The 17835-nt window shown below is 69.3% G+C and carries 17 protein-coding genes; 12 read left to right on the top strand and 5 right to left on the bottom strand.

Going from position 1 to position 17835, the window contains the following annotated elements:
• Positions 1–33 precede the first annotated feature (33 nt).
• Entirely contained in the window at positions 34–369 is a 336-nt protein-coding gene (locus tag ABVN73_RS21255; RefSeq protein WP_014242024.1) for a hypothetical protein, read from the top strand.
• A gap of 139 nt (positions 370–508) precedes the next feature.
• Entirely contained in the window at positions 509–940 is a 432-nt protein-coding gene (locus ABVN73_RS21250; RefSeq protein ID WP_353861196.1) for a hypothetical protein, read from the top strand.
• A gap of 19 nt (positions 941–959) precedes the next feature.
• Here ABVN73_RS21250 and ABVN73_RS21245 read toward each other — a convergent pair whose 3' ends face one another.
• Positions 960–1268, bottom strand: coding sequence for a hypothetical protein (locus ABVN73_RS21245; protein WP_353861195.1), 309 nt, complete (start codon positions 1266–1268; stop codon positions 960–962).
• A 217-nt stretch (positions 1269–1485) separates the two neighbouring features.
• On the opposite strand from ABVN73_RS21245, the gene ABVN73_RS21240 reads away from it, so the two are divergent.
• A complete protein-coding gene (locus ABVN73_RS21240) occupies positions 1486–2193 on the top strand; it encodes an extensin family protein (protein ID WP_353861194.1) in 708 nt (235 codons plus the stop codon).
• A 29-nt stretch (positions 2194–2222) separates the two neighbouring features.
• Here the strand turns inward: ABVN73_RS21240 and ABVN73_RS21235 are convergent, their stop codons facing one another.
• A complete protein-coding gene (locus ABVN73_RS21235) occupies positions 2223–3263 on the bottom strand; it encodes an MBL fold metallo-hydrolase (protein ID WP_353861193.1) in 1041 nt (346 codons plus the stop codon).
• A 211-nt stretch (positions 3264–3474) separates the two neighbouring features.
• On the opposite strand from ABVN73_RS21235, the gene ABVN73_RS21230 reads away from it, so the two are divergent.
• Positions 3475–3663: a hypothetical protein gene (locus ABVN73_RS21230; protein ID WP_353861192.1), complete on the top strand. Its 189-nt coding sequence runs from the start codon at positions 3475–3477 to the stop codon at positions 3661–3663.
• 63 nt (positions 3664–3726) lie between these two features.
• Here ABVN73_RS21230 and putA read toward each other — a convergent pair whose 3' ends face one another.
• Together putA and proC are read right to left on the bottom strand one after the other, a co-directional pair.
• The gene (putA, locus tag ABVN73_RS21225) at positions 3727–7467 is read right to left on the bottom strand and encodes a trifunctional transcriptional regulator/proline dehydrogenase/L-glutamate gamma-semialdehyde dehydrogenase (RefSeq protein ID WP_353861191.1); all 3741 of its coding nucleotides are present in this window, start codon (positions 7465–7467) and stop codon (positions 3727–3729) included.
• A gap of 68 nt (positions 7468–7535) precedes the next feature.
• A complete protein-coding gene (gene proC, locus ABVN73_RS21220) occupies positions 7536–8450 on the bottom strand; it encodes a pyrroline-5-carboxylate reductase (protein ID WP_353861190.1) in 915 nt (304 codons plus the stop codon).
• 167 nt (positions 8451–8617) lie between these two features.
• Here proC and ABVN73_RS21215 point away from each other — a divergent pair, with 167 nt between their 5' ends.
• Positions 8618–9079 (top strand): Lrp/AsnC ligand binding domain-containing protein, encoded by a 462-nt coding sequence (locus tag ABVN73_RS21215; protein WP_353861189.1) that lies wholly within the window; start codon positions 8618–8620, stop codon positions 9077–9079.
• A 40-nt stretch (positions 9080–9119) separates the two neighbouring features.
• Here the strand turns inward: ABVN73_RS21215 and ABVN73_RS21210 are convergent, their stop codons facing one another.
• Positions 9120–9266, bottom strand: a complete 147-nt coding sequence (locus tag ABVN73_RS21210; RefSeq protein ID WP_353861188.1) for a hypothetical protein — start codon at positions 9264–9266, stop codon at positions 9120–9122.
• A 430-nt stretch (positions 9267–9696) separates the two neighbouring features.
• Between ABVN73_RS21210 and ABVN73_RS21205 the strand changes: the two genes are divergently transcribed.
• The 7 genes from ABVN73_RS21205 to ABVN73_RS21175 all read left to right on the top strand — a co-directional run bounded on the left by ABVN73_RS21205 (position 9697) and on the right by ABVN73_RS21175 (position 17670).
• Positions 9697–11862 carry a carbohydrate-binding domain-containing protein gene (locus tag ABVN73_RS21205; RefSeq protein WP_353861187.1) on the top strand — a complete coding sequence of 722 codons (2166 nt, stop codon included), beginning with the start codon at positions 9697–9699 and terminating at the stop codon, positions 11860–11862.
• Positions 11863–12719: 857 nt separating this feature from the next.
• The gene (locus ABVN73_RS21200; RefSeq protein WP_353861186.1) at positions 12720–13601 is read left to right on the top strand and encodes a glycosyltransferase; all 882 of its coding nucleotides are present in this window, start codon (positions 12720–12722) and stop codon (positions 13599–13601) included.
• A gap of 35 nt (positions 13602–13636) precedes the next feature.
• A complete protein-coding gene (locus ABVN73_RS21195; RefSeq protein ID WP_353861185.1) occupies positions 13637–14677 on the top strand; it encodes a polysaccharide deacetylase family protein in 1041 nt (346 codons plus the stop codon).
• 279 nt (positions 14678–14956) lie between these two features.
• Entirely contained in the window at positions 14957–15160 is a 204-nt protein-coding gene (locus ABVN73_RS21190; RefSeq protein ID WP_353861184.1) for a hypothetical protein, read from the top strand.
• A gap of 19 nt (positions 15161–15179) precedes the next feature.
• A complete protein-coding gene (locus ABVN73_RS21185; RefSeq protein ID WP_353861183.1) occupies positions 15180–15497 on the top strand; it encodes a hypothetical protein in 318 nt (105 codons plus the stop codon).
• A complete protein-coding gene (locus ABVN73_RS21180; protein ID WP_353861182.1) occupies positions 15494–16420 on the top strand; it encodes a right-handed parallel beta-helix repeat-containing protein in 927 nt (308 codons plus the stop codon). The genes ABVN73_RS21185 and ABVN73_RS21180 overlap by 4 nt, the downstream gene beginning before the upstream one ends.
• A 71-nt stretch (positions 16421–16491) precedes the next feature.
• Positions 16492–17670: a GNAT family N-acetyltransferase gene (locus ABVN73_RS21175; RefSeq protein ID WP_353861181.1), complete on the top strand. Its 1179-nt coding sequence runs from the start codon at positions 16492–16494 to the stop codon at positions 17668–17670.
• The last annotated feature ends 165 nt before the right edge of the window (positions 17671–17835 follow it).

The raw sequence follows: 17835 nt of genomic DNA, 5'->3' as shown, positions 1-17835 counted from the left end.
GGCGGAGCCCCACCGAACCTGTGGAGCCCAGCCATGAGCCTGTACACCGATCCGGACGAGCGGAACGGCCATCCGCTGGACATGGTCGAAACCTTCGTCGCCCGCGAGCACTGGGAACCGATCCTGCGGCAGGCCGCCTTCAACGGCATGGTGCTGGGCGCGGTCACCCTGCTGCTGGGTCTGGACGCGCTACCCGGCCTCGCGATCATCCACATCATCACCTTCGCGTCGGGCATGGCCCAGGGCTTCCTGGCGCTGCGCCTGGAGGAGAGCGGGCAGGACGAGGCCGCCGTCGCCGTGGGGCGCCGCTCCATGGCCGCCTTCACGCTGGCCTCGGTCACGCTGTTCCTGATGCCCTTCGCGGCCTGACCCGCGCAGAAGTCACGCGCGGAAGCGGCCGTTCCGTGTCATGGTCCCCGTCCCGCCGGGGACCTTCCCCCGGATGGGGATTCAAAGCCAGGGAATAGGACAACCGATGCGGGGCAGGCAGACACGCTCCGGGGGCCGGATGCAGATCCGTGCGCCCTATCTCGACCCGGTGCGTGTGGGGGAGACCTCGGGAAACCTGCGCTGCCGCTGCTGCGGGCGGCCCGACGGGGTCGTCGTGCGCTGCCTGCCCGACGGGCGCTGGTACGACGGGGCGGACGAGACGTGGCGCGATGGGCGTGGTCGCCGCGTGCCTTGGCCGGAGGCCGCCGAATACGCCGCCACCACCGACATCCTGGTCAGCGTCGAGGCGCTGCGCATCACCCGCTCCACGGTCGAGCGGGTCCGCCTGCTGTGCAACCGTTGCCGCCGGCTGGAGGGCGCCGTCCACGGGCGCGCCCGCGCCCGGATCAGCATCCTGCTGCGCCGGGCCATCGGCGACCTTTTCCTCGGACGCTACGACGACCCCGCCGTCCTGACGGCGCTGGTCGCCCTGTACCGCAAGGACGGCTGAGCCGGACCGTCCGGGGGGCTCAGCCGGCGGTGTCCTCGGCCATCCCGCCGTCGAGCCGAGCCGCCAGTTCCCGCCGCGCCAGAAGCTCCGGCGCCACCGTCGCCGCAGGAGCCGCGGCGGGCAGGCGGCCGTAGGCGCCGATGCCGAAGGCCCCGGCGTCGCCGACGATCCACTCCTCGGCGGGCGGGGACGCAGGCGGGGGCGCTTCGATCTTCCGGAACAGCGCGGCGGCGGAGGCCAGCGCGGAGGAAGCGGTGAGCGGGATCGTGGAATTCGCGCGTTCGGTCCGGCCCTGCATGGCCAGAACCTCATCATATGCATCGGACATCGGCCTCTCCCTCACCGCGTGACGAAGGGTAACGCTGGAACTGTGGCATGGAAGTCACGCTCCGTCCAATTGCACGAACGGATGAACCGCCGCTTGGACAACAGTCCGCCCCCACCGCCGGTTCATAAGCAATTAGGGGGAATACGATCCGGGGGAGCCGCGCGAGCGTTCCCGCTGTTCAGCCTACGGTGCTGCAACGGGGAGATTGGGCGGACGCATGGGACGGTTCTTGCGCTGGACGTCGGCCCTGCTGCTTCTGGCGGCCGCAAGCGGGGCGGCGCTGGTGGGAACGGGCGCGGTGACGGTTCCGCCCCGCTACGACCCCTGGGCGCCGCTGGACATCGCGGAGGCGCCGAACCTTCTGACCCGCCTCAAGCTGTCCCGGCTGGACGGAGCGCCACGGCAGTGCCACGCCGTCCTGGGCGACGCGGGCCTGCGCTTCAGCCCGGTGACCGACCGGCAGACCGGTCCGGGCTGCGGTTTGGTCGATGCGGTGCGGGTCAGCCGCTCGGCGGTGGCCTTCAACGGCGGCTTCATCGTCACCTGCCCGCTCGCCGCCGCCTGGATGCTGTTCGAGACGCACACACTCCAGCCCGCGGCGCAGCGGCATTTCGGCCAGCCGGTGACGCGGGTTCGGCATTTGGGAAGCTACGCCTGCCGCAACGTCTACGGCCGGGCGGAAGGGCGCCGCAGCGAGCACGCCACCGCCAACGCCCTGGATATCGCCGGTTTCACGCTGGCCGACGGCACCACCATCGCGCTGCCCGGCGATTGGACCCCGCAGGACGGAAGAAAGGGCGCCTTCCTGCGCGAGGTGCGCGATGGTGCCTGCGAGGTCTTCCGCGCGGTGCTGGGCCCCGACTACAACGATGCCCACCGCGACCACTTCCATCTCGACATGGGACCGTACCGGGTCTGCCGCTGAGGTGGCGCCCGCAGGCCGGGTGTCCGGGCTCAGGCGCTGTGGTAGGCCAGCACGCCGTCGGCGCGTGTCTCGGTGCGCAGGTCGCCGCGCCCGACCATGTGGTTGATGTGGGCCAGCGCCTCGCCGAAGGCGAAGCTCAGCTGGTGGGAATCCAGCGCCCGGCGGAACAGAACCGGCACCAGTTCCTTGCAGCTCAGCGGCTTGGCGCGGCAGGCCTCGGCGATCTGCGCGCAGCGGTCGGCGTGGTGCGACTCCAGCGCCCGGGTGCGGTGGTCCAGCCCGTAGAAGGGCAGCCTGTGACCGGACAGGACCAGCGAGTCGGCCGCCACCTCCTCCCGGATCGCGGCCAGCGACGACAGGTAGAGCCCCAGCGGATCGGCCTTGGGCTGCATCGCCGAGACGCTGACGTTGGGGGAGATGCGCGCGATGACCTGATCGGCGGCCAGGAACAGCCGGTCGGCGGCGCAATAGAGCATCGCCTGCTCCGGCGAATGGCCGCCGCCGGTCAGGATGCGCCAGTCGCGCCCGCCCAGCCGCATGGTCTGGCCGGGAATCATCCGCTCGAAGCTGGGCGCCAGCCCGGTCGTGCGGTTCAGGTAGCTGAGGCCGCGCTTCAGCATCTGCTGGGTCTCGTCGGGCGACAGGCCGCCGGTCTGGTAAAACGTCTCCTGCGCCTCCAGCGCCTGGGGGTCGCGGCCCTGCTGCAGCAGCTTGGCGTAGAAATACTCGCTCTGGGTCATGTGCAGCGGCGGGGCGAAGCGCTCGTGCAGCCAGCCGGCCAGACCGACGTGGTCGGGGTGGAAGTGGCTGACCACCAGCCGGACGATCGGCTTGCCGCCCAGCGGGCCGCGCAGCAGCCGGTCCCAGCAGTCGCGGCTGACGTCGTCGCCCAGCCCGGTGTCGAACAGCGCCCAGCCGTCCCCCTCCTCGAAGAGGTAGAGGTTGACGTGGTCCAGCGCGTAGGGCAGCGGCAGGCGCAGCCACAGCACACCCGGCGCCACCTCCCGGACCGTTCCATTGTCCGGTGCTTCGGAAAACGGATGGCGGATGAGTTCGGCGTCGTCTTTCACCCTGATGATCCTCCTGCGCTGCGGAGCCCCCGCTGCTCCTGGCTACCTTTTGGTTCGCGTCCGGTCAACTATCCGCAGATAGAACATTCCGGTCATTGACACACTCCGCCGCCCATCCGATGTCCGCGGAACCACGCGAGAATCGATGCCGGCGCGACGAATGCGCCGCGCGCCGGTTATCGAAAGGGCATTGCCAAAGGAGAATACCCGGATGACCACCGCAACGTTCCGGATCATCCGCCACGCCGACGGGTCGGTTTTCTTCGAAGACCGGACGATCACACTCGCGGAGGCGCAGATCATCATCAACGACGCCATCGCGCGGGGCGACCTGGAGGTCGGTTCCTTCCTGCGGATCGACGGCGAAGAGCTGGTGGTCGAACGGGAGGTTGCGGGATAGGCGGCGCACCGCCCGACCCACAGCCCGTCCGTTTCCCGGTCAGTTTCCGGGTCAGCTCCCCGGTCAGCTCATGGCGACGAGGCTGGCGTTGCCGCCGGCCGCCGCGGTGTTGACGCTGACCGACCGCTCGTTGAGCAGCAGGTCAAGGTCATAGCCCTCGCCCCGCCCGGCCGCCAGCGCCTCGCTGCTCGCCGCCTGCACCAGCAGGATCGGGCCGGGCATCTCCGCGACGCGGCGGTTGACGGCGGTCACGCGCTCGCGGTCGCCTTCCACCAGAACCGCGGCGAGCGGTCCCGCGTCCCGCCAATCCGCCGTGGTCCGCACCTTGGCGGCCAGCGCCGGAGGCAGGCCGCGCAGCAGCTCGGCCAGCTCCGGCGGGGCGTCCACCGCGGCGCTGTTGCCCGTCGCCAGGACCGCGCCGAGCTGGAGCAGCATCCCCGTCCGCGTCTGCGGCAGCAGCAGGACGCGGCCGCGGCCGTGCAGCTCGTAGAGGTTGCGCTCGCCCACCGGGCCGTTCAGCTCCGCGCCGCCGCCAATGGCGCTGCGCGCCGCATAACCGGCGCAGCGCGACGCCTCCGCCGTGAAACCCTTGGCGCGCAGCCACTCGCCGTAGGCCAGCCCCGGCGCGCGCGCCGCGTCCGGCCCGCGGAACTCCAGCCAGCCCTTGGGACGGCGGCTGAGCAGGCGGGAGAGATAGAGCGGGCCGCCCGCCTTGGGGCCGGTGCCCGACAGGCCGTGGCCGCCGAAGGGCTGCACCCCGACCACCGCGCCGATGGTGTTGCGGTTGACGTAGACGTTGCCCGCGCCGATCCGCTCGGTCACCCGCTCGATGGTCGCGTCGATCCGGGTGTGCAGGCCGAAGGTCAGGCCGTAGCCGGTGGCGTTGATGGAGTCCACCAGGGCGTCCAGATCGTCGCGGCGGAAGCGGACGACGTGCAGGACCGGACCGAAGACCTCCCGCTCAAGCTCGTCGATGCCGCGGATCTCGATCACGGTCGGGGCGACGAAGGTGCCCTCCGCCGTCTCGGCGGGCAGCGGCAGGAACTCCACGTTGCGGCCCTTGGCGCGCATCGCCTCGATGTGGCCGGCGATGGTGGCGCGGGCCTCCTCGCTGATCACCGGACCGACGTCGACGGCCAGCCGGTCCGGGTTGCCGATGCGCAGTTCGCGCATGGCGCCTTTCAGCATGGCGAGCGTGCGGTCGGCCACGTCCTCCTGCAGGCAGAGGATGCGCAGGGCGGAGCAGCGCTGGCCGGCGCTGTCGAAGGCGGACGCGATCACGTCGCCGACCACCTGCTCGGCCAGGGCGGAGCTGTCCACGATCATGGCGTTCTGGCCGCCGGTCTCGGCGATCAGCGGGATCGGCGCGCCGTCCGGCAGCAGGCGCCCGGCGAGCTGGCGCTGGATCAGCCGCGCCACCTCGGTGGAGCCGGTGAACATCACGCCGCGCACCGCCTCGTGCCCGACCAGGGCGGCTCCAACCTCGCCCGCGCCTGGGAGAAGCTGAAGCGCCCCGGCGGGGATGCCCGCCGCGTGCAGGATGCGCACCGCCTCGGCGGCGATCAACGGGGTTTCCTCGGCCGGCTTGGCCAGCACCGGGTTGCCGGCGGCCAGCGCCGCGGCGATCTGGCCGGAGAAGATGGCCAGCGGGAAGTTCCACGGGCTGATGCAGACCACCGGCCCCAGCGGGCGATGGGTGGCGTTGTCGAAGCGGTCGCGCACCTGCGCCCCGTAGTAGCGCAGGAAGTCGATGGCCTCGCGCACCTCGGCGATGGCGTTGGGCAGCGATTTGCCGGCCTCGCGGACGATCAGGCCGAGCAGGGTCGGCATCCGCTCCTGCATCGTGTCGGCGGCGCGGAACAGGCAGGCGGCGCGCTCCTCCGGCGGGGTGGCGGCCCAGGCGGACGCCGCGGCGACGGCGTGGCCGAAGGCCTCCGCCACCAGGGACTCGTTCGCCTCGGTCACCGTGCCGACCACGTCGCGGCGGTCGGCGGGGTTGCGCACCGGCTGCGCCGTCCCCGACCGCTCCCCGTCGGCCAGCAGCGGCGCGGCGGTCCAGGTCATCGCGGCGCTCGCCGACAGGGCGGCGGACAGGCTGGCAAGCTCCGTCTCGTTGGACAGGTCGATGCCGGCGGAGTTCGCCCGCTCCGGCGCGTAGAGGTTCCGCGGCAGGGCGATCAGCGCGTGCGGCGCCCCCACCGGGGCGATGGCCCTGGCGACCGCCACCGGATCGGCGATCAGCTCGTCGACCGGGACCGCCGGGTCGGCGATGCGGTTGACGAAGGAGCTGTTGGCGCCGTTCTCCAGCAGGCGGCGGACCAGATAGGCCAGCAGCGTCTCGTGCGTGCCGACCGGCGCGTAGATGCGGCAGGGCCGCTTCAGCGGGCCGACGACCTCCTTGTAGAGCGGCTCGCCCATGCCGTGCAGGCACTGGAACTCGTACTTGCCGACCTGGAAGTCGCTGCCGGCCATCTCATAGATGGTGGCGAGGGTCTGGGCGTTGTGCGTGGCGAACTGCGGGAAGACCGCCTCCGGGGCGGCCAGCAGCTTGCGGGCGCAGGCGACGTAGGAGACGTCGGTGTAGACCTTGCGCGTGTAGACCGGGAAGTCGGGCAGCCCGTCGAGCTGGGCGCGCTTGATCTCGCTGTCCCAATAGGCGCCCTTGACCAGCCGGATCATCAGCCGGTGGCCGCTGCGCCGCGCCAGATCGACCAGGAAGTCGATGACGTAGGGGCAGCGCTTGCCGTAGGCCTGGACGACGAAGCCGATGCCGTTCCAGCCCGCCAGATCCGGGTCGAAGCACAGCGATTCCATCAGGTCGAGCGACAGCTCCAGCCGGTCGGCCTCCTCGGCGTCGATGTTCAGGCCGATGTCGTAGCCCTTGGCGAGCAGCGCCAGCGCCTTCACGCGCGGCAGCAGCTCGTCCATCACCCGGTCGGCCTGGGCGCGGGAGTAGCGCGGGTGGATCGCCGACAGCTTGATGGAGATGCCCGGCCCCTCATAGACGCCGCGCCCCGCCGACGCTTTGCCGATGGCGTGGATGGCGTTCTCGTAGTCGGCGTAGTAGCGCGCGGCGTCCTCCGCCGTCAGCGCCGCCTCGCCCAGCATGTCGTAGGAGTAGCGGAAGCCCTCGGCCTCCATCGGGCGGGCGTTGGTCAGCGCTTCCTGGATCGTCTGGCCGGTGACGAACTGCTCGCCCATCATGCGCATGGCGAAATCGACGCCGCGGCGGATCAGCGGCTCGCCGCCGCGCGCGATCAGCCGCGTCAGGGCGGAGGACAGCGCCTGCTCGCCGCCCGCCGAGGTCAGCTTGCCGGTGATCAGCAGGCCCCAGGTGGCGGCGTTGACGAACATCGAGCCGCCCTTGCCGAGATGCGCCTGCCAGTCGCCGCCGGCGATCTTGTCGCGGATCAGCGCGTCGCGCGTGGCGTGGTCGGGGATGCGCAGCAGCGCCTCCGCCAGGCACATCAGCGCCATGCCCTCCTGGCTGGACAGGCTGTATTCGTGGATCAGCCCCTCGACGCCGCGGCCCCGCGGCTTGGCGCGCAGGGCGGTGATCAGCTTGCGGGCGGTGGCCGCCGCCGCGGTGACGATGCCGGGCGGCAGCGACGCCAGCTCGAACAGGAAGGGCAGGCATTCCGGCTCGGGCCGGCGGTAGGCGGCGGTGACCGCGGCGCGCAGCTCGGTCGCCGGACGGATGGGCGGCGCGAAGTCCGCGAACGGCGCCGCGCTGCCGGAGGCGGCGGACGGAGTGGCGGTCCGGGTGGCGGCCCGGGTGGCGGTCGGGTTGGTCATGCTGTTCATCGGTGTCGTCCGCTCGAATCCGCAGGCCGGGGGCGAGCCGGTCCCTGATGGTGAAAGGGGGGTGCTTCTCAGGCTTTCGGGCCGGTTCCGCCCAGTTCGGCGGCACGCTGGGCCGCCGCGCGCAGGGTCGCGTTCAACAGACTCTGGAGGTGGTCATCGGCCATCAGCTTGGAAAGGCCGGCCGCCGTGGTCCCGCCGGGGGAGGTGACGCCGGCGCGAAGCTCGGCCGCCGGCTGGCCGGTGGCGCCCATCAGCGCCCCCGCCCCCTCGACCGTGGCGCGGGCCAGCCGTTCCGAGACGTCGGCGGGCAACCCCACCTCGACCCCGGCGCGGGTCAGGCACTCCACGAGGTAGAAGACGTAGGCGGGGCCGGAGCCGGACAGCGCCGTGGCGGCGTCGACCAGAGCCTCGTCGGCCAGCCACTCCAGGCTCCCGACGGCGGTGAGCAGCGACGCGGCGCGCTCCCTGCGATCCGCCGGGCAATCCGCCTCGGCCACCGCGACGGTGGCGCCGCGTCCGACCGCCGCCGGAAGGTTCGGCATCGCCCGCACCACGCTGCCCGCCGCCGGGAACAGGCGGCGCAGGTCGGCCAGCGTCTTGCCCGCCATGATCGACAACACCAGCGTGTGCGGCGCCAGCATCGCCAGCACGCCCGCCGCGGCGCTCTCCACCATCTGCGGCTTGACCGCGACCACCAGGGTATCAACTGAGGCGGCATCGACCGCGGCGCCGTCCGCCGGATTCACGCGGACGCCGGTCCGGGCGGCCAGATCGACCAGATCCGGCGCCGGGTTGGGGTCGGCGATGGAAATGGCGGCGGCCGGCACGCCCTGCGCCAGCCAGCCGCGCAGCATGGCGCCGCCCATGCGCCCGGCGCCCAGCAGAAGGATCGTGCCGCCGCCCGGCGCCGATCCGGCACCGTCCGCAGCGTTGGGGGCCGCAGCGTTGGGAGCCGCAGCCTTGGGACCAATGTCGATGGTCACGGTGTCTCTCACCCGATCCAATTCGTCTTTGCAAACCGCAGCGTCCGCTTTGTTTTGCTTGTTCCACTGCGGCATCCGGAGACTATCGCGGACCCTGCCGTGTCTCCACGGTTGTTTTCGACGACTGGCCGCGATATCAACGGCCAAAGGCGGCATGGAGCGTGAAAATGACGGAGCTTGACCGGACCGACCGGCGCATCCTGGCGATCCTGCAGATGGACGGCAGGATTTCCGCCGTGGATCTGGCGGAGCGGGTCGGCCTGTCGGCCACAACCGCCGGCGAACGGATGCGGCGGCTGCTGAAGGATGGCTATGTCACGGGGTTCACGGCGCGGCTCGATCCGCACCGGCTGGGCTTCGGGCTGATGGTGTTCGTCGAGGTGCTGCTCGACAAGACGACGCCCGACGTGTTCGACCGCTTTGCCCAGGCCATCCGGCACGCGCCGGAGGTTCTGGAATGCCACATGGTGGCCGGCGGGTTCGACTATCTGGTGAAGACGCGGGTGGCCGACATGGCGGCCTACCGGCGGTTCCTGGGGGATGTGCTGCTGTCACTGCCCGGCGTTCGGGAGACGCGCACCTACGCGGTGATGGAGGAGGTCAAGAACGAAGGCCCCCTCCCCCTCTGACTCATATTCTATAGGCGGTCCGGTCCTATAGACGGCCCCGTCAGGACACCCGGACGGGAGCCACCGGGCGGCGGGCCGGAAGAATGACCCGCACCATGGCGTGCAGCGTGGCCATGCCCAGCACCGACAGAGCCGTCAGGAAGCCGGTCAGCAGAAACGCCAGCACCAGAAAGACCATCGTCTCCATGTCATCTCTCCTTGCAATGCATGGAGGGAGGCTACGCCCGGACCGGCTCCGGCGGATTGACCCGGGTCAAAGGATGGTCCGATTTCGGAAGCACCCTCTTTTTTGTCCGCAGCACCGCCATCCCCGGCTGCGCATCGCCCCGTTCCATCCCGCCGTCGCGACGGGTTGACACGACGCTTTTCCTACCGGTTGCAGCGCCCGAACGACGCGCCACCAGTGCGGATCGGCCTCACTGTGATCCAAATATCACGCATTTGAGATTTATTATCCTAAAATCGTCCCATTTAAGGCCACAGCGAAGCCGCTAGTCTTAAGGGGTAAGCCAAAAGGCTAGAGCGCTAACCGAAAGGAAGGGGACGCACCGACCGCGTGCCGGCCCCGCTGGCCACCCAACGCGGTGGCGTCCCCACAAGCATAGAGAGTGCAGACCATGGACGATCTGGGTATCGACCTTCACCATCAGGATCTGACCGACCACACCAACTACGCCGGTGATCTCGGCGCCGACACGGCGCATCTGACCATCAGCGAGACCTCCGTGTCCACCGCCGATTCCTTCGCGACGCCGGCCTCCCTCCTCCAGGCGCAGGCCCTGCAGACCGCGCAGCCGCTGGCCCTGGCCGACGCCGCCGCGACCGCCGACAACGCCACGAAGATCGTCATCAACGCGGCTGGCCATGTCGCGGGCGGCATCGCCCCGCACTTCAAGGTGATGGTGGACGGCAAGGTCATCGGCGAAGGCTCCGCCGGCACCGACGCCAAGGACTTCACCTTCAACGCCAACGTCACCGCGGATCAGGCCCACAAGATCCAGATCCAGTACGACAACGACGGCGTGGCGAACGGTCAGGACCGCAACCTGATCGTCAACAAGATCACCATCAACGGCCACGCGCTCGACGCGGCCGACCCGTCGGTGACCTACGACAAGGGCGCGCTCGACGGCAAGGACGTGGTCAAGGGCCAGTCCGGCATGTGGTGGAACGGCACCCTGGTCGTCGCCGCGCCCAAGGACTTCTTCCCCGCCGCGACCGCCGAGGCGGTGACGGGCGCCACGAAGATCGTCGTCAACGCCGCCGGCAACGTGGCGGGCGGCGTGGCCCCGCACTTCAAGGTGATGGTGGACGGCAAGGTCATCGGCGAGGGTTCCGCCGGCACCGCCGCCAAAGACTACAGCTTCACTGCCGACATCGCCCCCGGCCAGGCCCACAAGGTCCAGATCCAGTACGACAACGATGGCTTCGTGAACGGTCAGGACCGCAACCTGATCGTCAACAAGATCACCATCAACGGCAACGCCGTCAATCCGACCGACGCCTCCGTCACCTATGACAAGGGCGCGCTCGACGGCAAGGACGTGGTGAAGGGCCAGTCCGGCATGTGGTGGGACGGCACCCTGGTCGTCGCCGCGCCGAAGGAGTTCTTCCCCTCCTCGACCACGACGCCGACCACTCCGACCACGCCGACCGCGCCGACCACCCCCACGACGCCGACGGCCCCGCCCGCCCCGTCGAACCCGAGCGGCGGCACGTCGGATTACCCGGCGACCCCGGCCTCGCAGGTCTTCTACATCGACGCGACGCACGGCAACGACAGCAACTCGGGCAACAACCCGAACCAGGCCTGGAAGTCGCTGGCCAAGGTGAACTCCACCAACTTCGCCGCCGGCTCGCTGGTCCTGTTCGAGCGTGGCGAGACCTGGACCGACAGCCTGCTGGTCTCGACCTCCGGCACCGCCGACAAGCCGATCATCTACGGCGCCTACGGCACCGGCGCCGACCCGGTCATCAAGGCCAAGAGCGGCGCCAGCTTCGCGGTCAGCCTGAACAACAAGGACAACATCACGTTCGACAACCTGACGATGACGGGTTCGAACGACACCGGCCTGCTGCTGAACGGTGGCGCCAACAACGTGAAGGTCACCAACTCGCAGATCGTCGACAACCGCGGTTCGGGCGTGGTGATCAGCGGCACCTCCAACAACCTGCGCATCGATCATTCCACGATCGACGGCAACGGCGGCTACGGCCTCGTCCACTACTCCGCCGACAACGCCAACCAGTACTTCACCAACAACGTCATCAGCGACAACGGCTGGCGGACCGATGCGGTGTATTCGGGCTGGAACGGCCGCATCCTGAGCGGCGAGATCGCCGGCAACACGATCTTCAACAACGGCAGCGGCGGCGGCGACGGCCGGTCGCACGGCCTGTACCACGACCACAGCCAGGCCAACAGCACGCTGAAGATCCACGACAACGTGATATATTCGAACCCGCGCGGCGCCGGCATCCTCGCCAAGTCGAGCACCGAGATCTACAACAACACGATCTACGGCAACTCGAACGTCGGCATCTCCATCGGCCAGAACCAGGGCACCAACGTCACCTACAAGATCTACGGCAACGAGATCTTCAACAACAACGGCGGCATCCTGGAACACCTGAAGGGCGCCGGGTCGATCACGCTGAGCCTGTACGACAACACCTTCTACAACAACAACGGCCGTGCGGCGATCAACATCGCCGACAACATCAAGCAGACGGTGACCAACAACACCATCTCCTCGGTCTCCAAGGCCAACCCGATCATCTGATCGATCGGCGTTACGCCCCTTCGGCAACGTCCGCGCCCGGCCCCTCGTGGCCGGGCGTTGGCGTGTCTGGACAGCGTGTGCGGTGGAGCGTTTCCGACTTCCGCTCGCGACACAAAACGGCAATAATCGAAAGCACAGCCCCGCTGGCTGCTCTGCTTTCGCCCCTATTTCTTGTGCGTCGCACAACAAGGCCCGCCTCAGCGGAGTGATGAAGTCCGAATGCCACCCCGGTTCGCCGCCTTTTCATAGCAATCAGCCGTTATTTCTCCGCAGTGCGCGCGGCATCCCCCACTTTCTCCACAATCGACCAAAGTGGCAGACGGCTTTCCCTTTGGGACGCTGCGAAGGGGATATTTATCTTGCACTTTATGTAGGTTTACCCGCCATCCGCCCTTTGATAGCGTCCACAGACCTATTCCGTGCCTATGCGTGCATCGGCACCGGCCGATACGACGGCCAGGGGTGTCCTAATCCGGGATGCGGACCGGAGGGAGGCCCCCACAGAACCGACGAGGAAAGGGACGAGACAGGGCAACAAAGGCACTGAAAACGACGACAAGGACGGGACGGCAGGCGCCGCGCAGGCGCCGGACCGACGGCCACCGGGAAGGAACGCCGAAACCGCTTGCGCGCGCGTGCCGCGGAAGCGGGGCTCAGGGCGGCACGCACACGCCTCCATTCCCAGGGCCGCGGCGTCCGTGGTCATGGTCACCGGGCGTCGCCCTTCGCGGGGCGGCGCCCGGTGACCGGACCGCCGCACGCCGTCCGCGTCGCCACGACAAGAGGGGTGGAGACCAGGTATGAATCACGTGAGCGGACCGAGGGACGGTCGGGACACTCAATCGATCAGCGTGCTTATGGCCACCTACGCCGGCGAGAAGGCGGACAACCTTCAGGCCGCGCTGGAGAGCGTCTATACGCAGACGCTTCTCCCGCGCGAGTGCGTGCTGGTGGTCGATGGACGGATCGGGGAGGAGCAGGAGAAGGTCATCGCCCACTATCAGGCGTCCAACGCCTGCCGGCTTGTGGTGGTGCGGCGGCGCAACCAGGGGGGCTTGGCCCGCGCGCTGAACGACGGCCTGCAATACTGCACGGGCTATCTGGTGGCCCGCATGGACAGCGACGACATCTGCCTGCCCCACCGCTTCGAGACGCAGGCGCGCGCCTTCGCCGAGCAGGGGTCGCTGGACGCGTCCTTCTCCTGGCACGCGGAGTTCGAACAGGACCCCGGCGCCATCACCTGCGTGAAGCGCAGCCCGGAGACCCATGAGGAAATCAGCCAGGGCATGAAGTGGCACTGCGTCCTGTCTCACCCCACCATGATGGTGCGGCGGCGGGCGCTGACCGCCATCGGCGGGTACCGCTCCTGCTTCGGCAATCTGGAGGACTACGACCTCTATGTCCGCCTCCTCCAGGCCGGGGGGCGCATGGAGACGGTGCAGGAGGCGCTTCTTCTCTTCCGCACCAGCATGGCCCAGCGCGTCCGCCGCGGCGGGTTGCGCTACGCCGTCAACGAATGGGCGTTCCGGGTCTGGTGCTGGCGGTCGGGCTTCCTGACCAACTCGGAGTTCCTGGCGACGGCCTCCCTTCAGATCGGCTTCCGGCTGACGCCGCCGGGCCTGAAGAAGATGCTGTACCGCATGGTCCGCACGCCGACCGAGGCGCAGGCCATGGCCCAGATCCACACCGCCATGATGCAGCCCAAGCGCCTCGCTCCCGATGGGGCGGACGCCCTCTGACCCTCGCCCTCTGACCCTTCCGCGGGAGGACATGAATGAGCGTTGCCGACGTGATTTCCGGTGGCGGGCTGGGCCGGCGGGTCCGGTGGATGGACGCGCTGCGCAACCCGCTGGGAACCGCCTGCCATCACGCCTACGGCAGCCCGGTGCTGGCCGTCGTCTACCACGCCGTCTGCGACACGGTGCCGGACCATCTGAAGCACATCTACCGCCCCCGCACGCCGAAGGAATTCACGGAGGACCTCGATTTTCTCCTGAAGCACTTCGAACCGACGGACCTGCCCACGGTCACCGGATCGGCCATGGGCGGGCCGGAGATCCGCCGTCCGTCGCTGCTGGTCACCTTCGACGACGGCATGCGCGAGGTGGCGGAAGTCGCGATGCCCATCCTGCGCCGCAAGGGCATCCGGCCGGCGCTGTATCTCAACCTGAACTTCCTCGACAACGGGTCTCTCTTCTACCGGCACAAGGCGAGCCTTCTGGCGGAGCGGCTGAGCCGGCTGGCCGAGACCGATCCCCGCCGCGCCGTCTGCGCCGCCACCCTGGCGCGGGCGGGCGCCGTCGCCGCCGATCCCGCCGCCGCTGTCATGAAGGTGAGCTGGCACCAGCGCGCCGTGCTGGACGAGATCGCCACCGTTCTGGAATTCGACACCGCCGGCTTCCTGGCGACGCAGAAGCCCTATTTGACCCACGACGAGATCGCCGACCTGATGGCGGAGGGGGTGTCGATCGGCGCCCACGGCTTCGACCATCCCAACCACCGCCTGCTGACGCCGGAGCAGCGGAAGGCGGAGGTGACGGGCAGCGTCGCCGGCATCCGGGAGTTGTTCGGTCCCGGCTGCGGCTCGTTTGCCTTCCCCTACTCGGACGAGGGCCTGCACGACACGCTGTTCGCGGACCTGTACGACAGCGGCGTCGACCTCACGTTCGGCACCTCGTGGCCACGCCGCGGCGGTCCGCAGCGGCGGATCCAGCGCATCTGCTTCGAGAACGGCCCGGCCCCGGCAAAGCAGCAGCTGGTCAAGCGCCTGCTGCGCGGCGGCGCCGGCAACATGAAGCGCGCCCTGGCCGGCTAAGCGCTCCGGCTTATGAATGGCCGGCTCCCTCTCCCATCGCGGGGGAGGGAGTTCTTGCCGTTCTCATATGCATTACGGGCGATCACCACTCGGCAATTCCAAAGAGAAGGCCTATTCCTCCCTTTGGAATGCCCCCTTATCGTACCCTGATCGCTTAAGCGTGATCCCTTTTCATTTCCCTTTATTTGTCCATGACGTAACACAAAATACCGTAACAGGGACACGCAGCGGTTTCAGTCGCCGGTCCTCCCGCTTAACGGCCCCCGCGAGGAGATCGCCATGATCGAGCAAGCCACGCCGGCCAGCCCGAACCTGCTGGGTGGGGTTGCGGACGTCCTTCCGGCGGACGCCGCGCCGACGGTGGCGGAGCGCGCCGCCCCCCCGCTTCTCGATCTTCCGCGGGCCGGCTGGGCCCTGCTGTGCGCCGGCTGCGCGCTGGCGGCCTGGGGCCTCGCCTACGCGCTGTTCCGCGCCGCCGTGTAAGACCGCGCGAGCCGGAGCCATGGATTACCTGCCCCCTCCTCCCCCCGCCATCGAGCGTCCTGCCCAGCCGTCGCTGCTCGTCAGCGCGCGGCGGAGCGCCGACGAGGCACCGGTCTTCTACGTCGACGCCACGAACGGCGACGACCGCCGGTCGGGCCGCGGCCCGAAGGAAGCCTGGAAATCGCTGGACAAGGTGAACGCCACCGCCTTCCCGCCGGGCAGCCGCGTGCTGTTCGAGCGCGGGAGAGCTGGCGCGGCAGCCTGCTGGCCTCCTCCTCCGGCACCACCGACCGGCCGATCACCTACGGCGCCTATGGCACAGGCGGCGCTCCGGTGATCGACGCGCGGGGCGCCGCCGTCGCGGTCAGCCTGAACGGGCGGGCCAACGTCGCCTTCGACGGGCTGATCATCACCGGCGCGGCCGACACCGGCCTGCTTCTGGGCCCGCGGGCGCGCAACGTGTCGGTGACGAACGTGACCGTGACGGGCAACGGCGGCTCCGGCATCGTCGTTGCCGGCACCTCCGACGGGCTGCGGATCGACGGGTCGGCCATCACCGGCAACGGCGCCTATGGGATCGTGCATTACGCCGCGGACAACACCGATCAGGTCATCACGCGCAACACCATCGCCGACAACGGCTGGCGCAAGGACGGCGGCGTCTATTCCGGCTGGAACGGGCGCATCCTGACCGGCGAGATCGCCCACAACCGCGTCTTCAACAACGGCGTCAACGGCGGCGAGGGACGCTCCCACGGCCTCTACCACGACCAGGGGCAGGCCGGCAGCACGCTGAAGATCCACGACAACCTGATTCACGACAATCCGCGCGGCGCCGGCATCCTGGCGAAGTCCAGCACCGAGATTTACCGGAACGTCATCTTCCGCAACGCCGACGCGGGCCTCTCGCTCGGCCAGAACCGCGGGATCGACGTGACTTACCGGGTCTACGAGAACGAATTCTACGACAACAACGGCGGCGTCCTGCAGCACCAGAAGGGCAACGGCTCGATCACGCTGGAGCTGCGCGACAACGTCTTCCACCGCAACGGCAAGCGGGCCGCCATCATCATCGCCGACAGCATCGACAAGGCCATCACCGGCAACCGGGTCAGCAACAACGCCAGAACAGAGGCCCAAACCGAAACCCGGGCCGGGACCACCGCCAACCAACCATCGGCCGACAAACCATCGGCCAACCAACCATCGGGAGGAACTGTGCAGGAAGCATCCGGAATGCGGCCGGAATCCGTGCGCTGACCTTGGCCCCGACGTCCGCGGGCGAGCCGCGGGCCGGGCAAGGGACGGCGCGTTCGAACAAGGGGGGGCATGTGAGCACCAGCAGCAGCACCGTCGGTCAGTCGATCACCGACCGGCTGAAGAAAACCGTTTTCCGTTTCGACGCTTCCGACAAGGGGGAGCTGCGCGGCTTCCAGCGCAAGATGTTCGGGGAACGGGTCTGGCAGGTGGACGAGGCCTACAACCGCTGGCTCTTCGACGAGGTGCCCGACCGGGACGCGGACGGGCCGCAAGTCTGGGTGTGCAAGCGGCAGGGGCAGATCGTCGGCCAGCAATGCGGGATTCCCTTCCGCCTGAAGGCGCAGGACCGGGAGATCCCGGCCTCCTGGGCCAACAGCCTGATGGTCCTGCCGGAATGGCGGATGCGCGGCGCCTTCACGCCCCTGGCGGAAGCGCAGCTCGACAGCCGTCCCCTGGCGATGGCCATCCACATCTCGGACTCCGCCTACAAGGCCTACAGCAAGGCGGGCTGGATCGACATCGGCGCCCTGCCCGCCTACGTCTTCCCGCTGGACACGCGGCGCTGCGTGGAGGCGTCGTCGCTGCAGGGCCGCATGCGGACCATCGGGGCGATCGCCGGCCCGGCCCTGCACGGCGCGCGGATCGGCGGCCACCTGCTGAGCCGGGCGACCGGCGCGCGGTTCGAGGAGATCGGGCGGTTCGACGGGCGGGCCGACGCCATCTGGCGGCGCTCCTCCCCGCATTACCCGCTGATCGCGTTGCGCGACCTGACGCATCTGCGCTGGCGCTACGACGCGATTCCCTGCGCCTCGGACTACCGCCGCTTCATGCTGACGCGCGGGGACGAGCCGCTGGGCTACGTGGTCCTGCGCCGCGAGACCTGGCGCAAGGAGCCCTGCCTCGCCATCGTGGATTACCTGTGCGAGCCGAAATGGCTGTGGGTCCTGCTGAGCCACACGCTGCGCATCGCCGCGACGGAGCGCGCGACCGCGCTGATCTGCCGGACGCTGAACACGCGGGCGGAGCGGACCTTCCTCGCCATGGGCATGATGAAGGTGCCCGACCGCGTGGGCTTCCCGGTGCGGGTGATGGCGCACGCCGGGCCGGACGCCGGCATCGACCGCGACACGTTCGCCGACCGCCGCAACTGGCTGCTGACCATGGGCGACGGCGACGCCAGCTTCCTGATGCACAACACGCTGCCCGAGACGGCCGGGCTGCAACCGGAGGGAGTCGCCGTCCAGGGATGACCGCGGTGCGAAGGAGCCGTCCGGCCGCTGACGCGCCGGTCCGGCTCCTTTCGTCTATTCTGCCCGTGGTTACTCAAAAGGGGTTAATAAAGCACCTTTCGGGATGGTCATCCCGAAAGTCTCACAAGAAAGGTCACCCGGTCAACTGACGGTAGTTCGGCCTTT

Origin of the sequence: Azospirillum formosense (assembly GCF_040500525.1) — a bacterium.
Classification (GTDB): Bacteria; Pseudomonadota; Alphaproteobacteria; order Azospirillales; family Azospirillaceae; genus Azospirillum; species Azospirillum formosense_A.
This window is presented reverse-complemented; position numbering and strand designations above follow the sequence as displayed.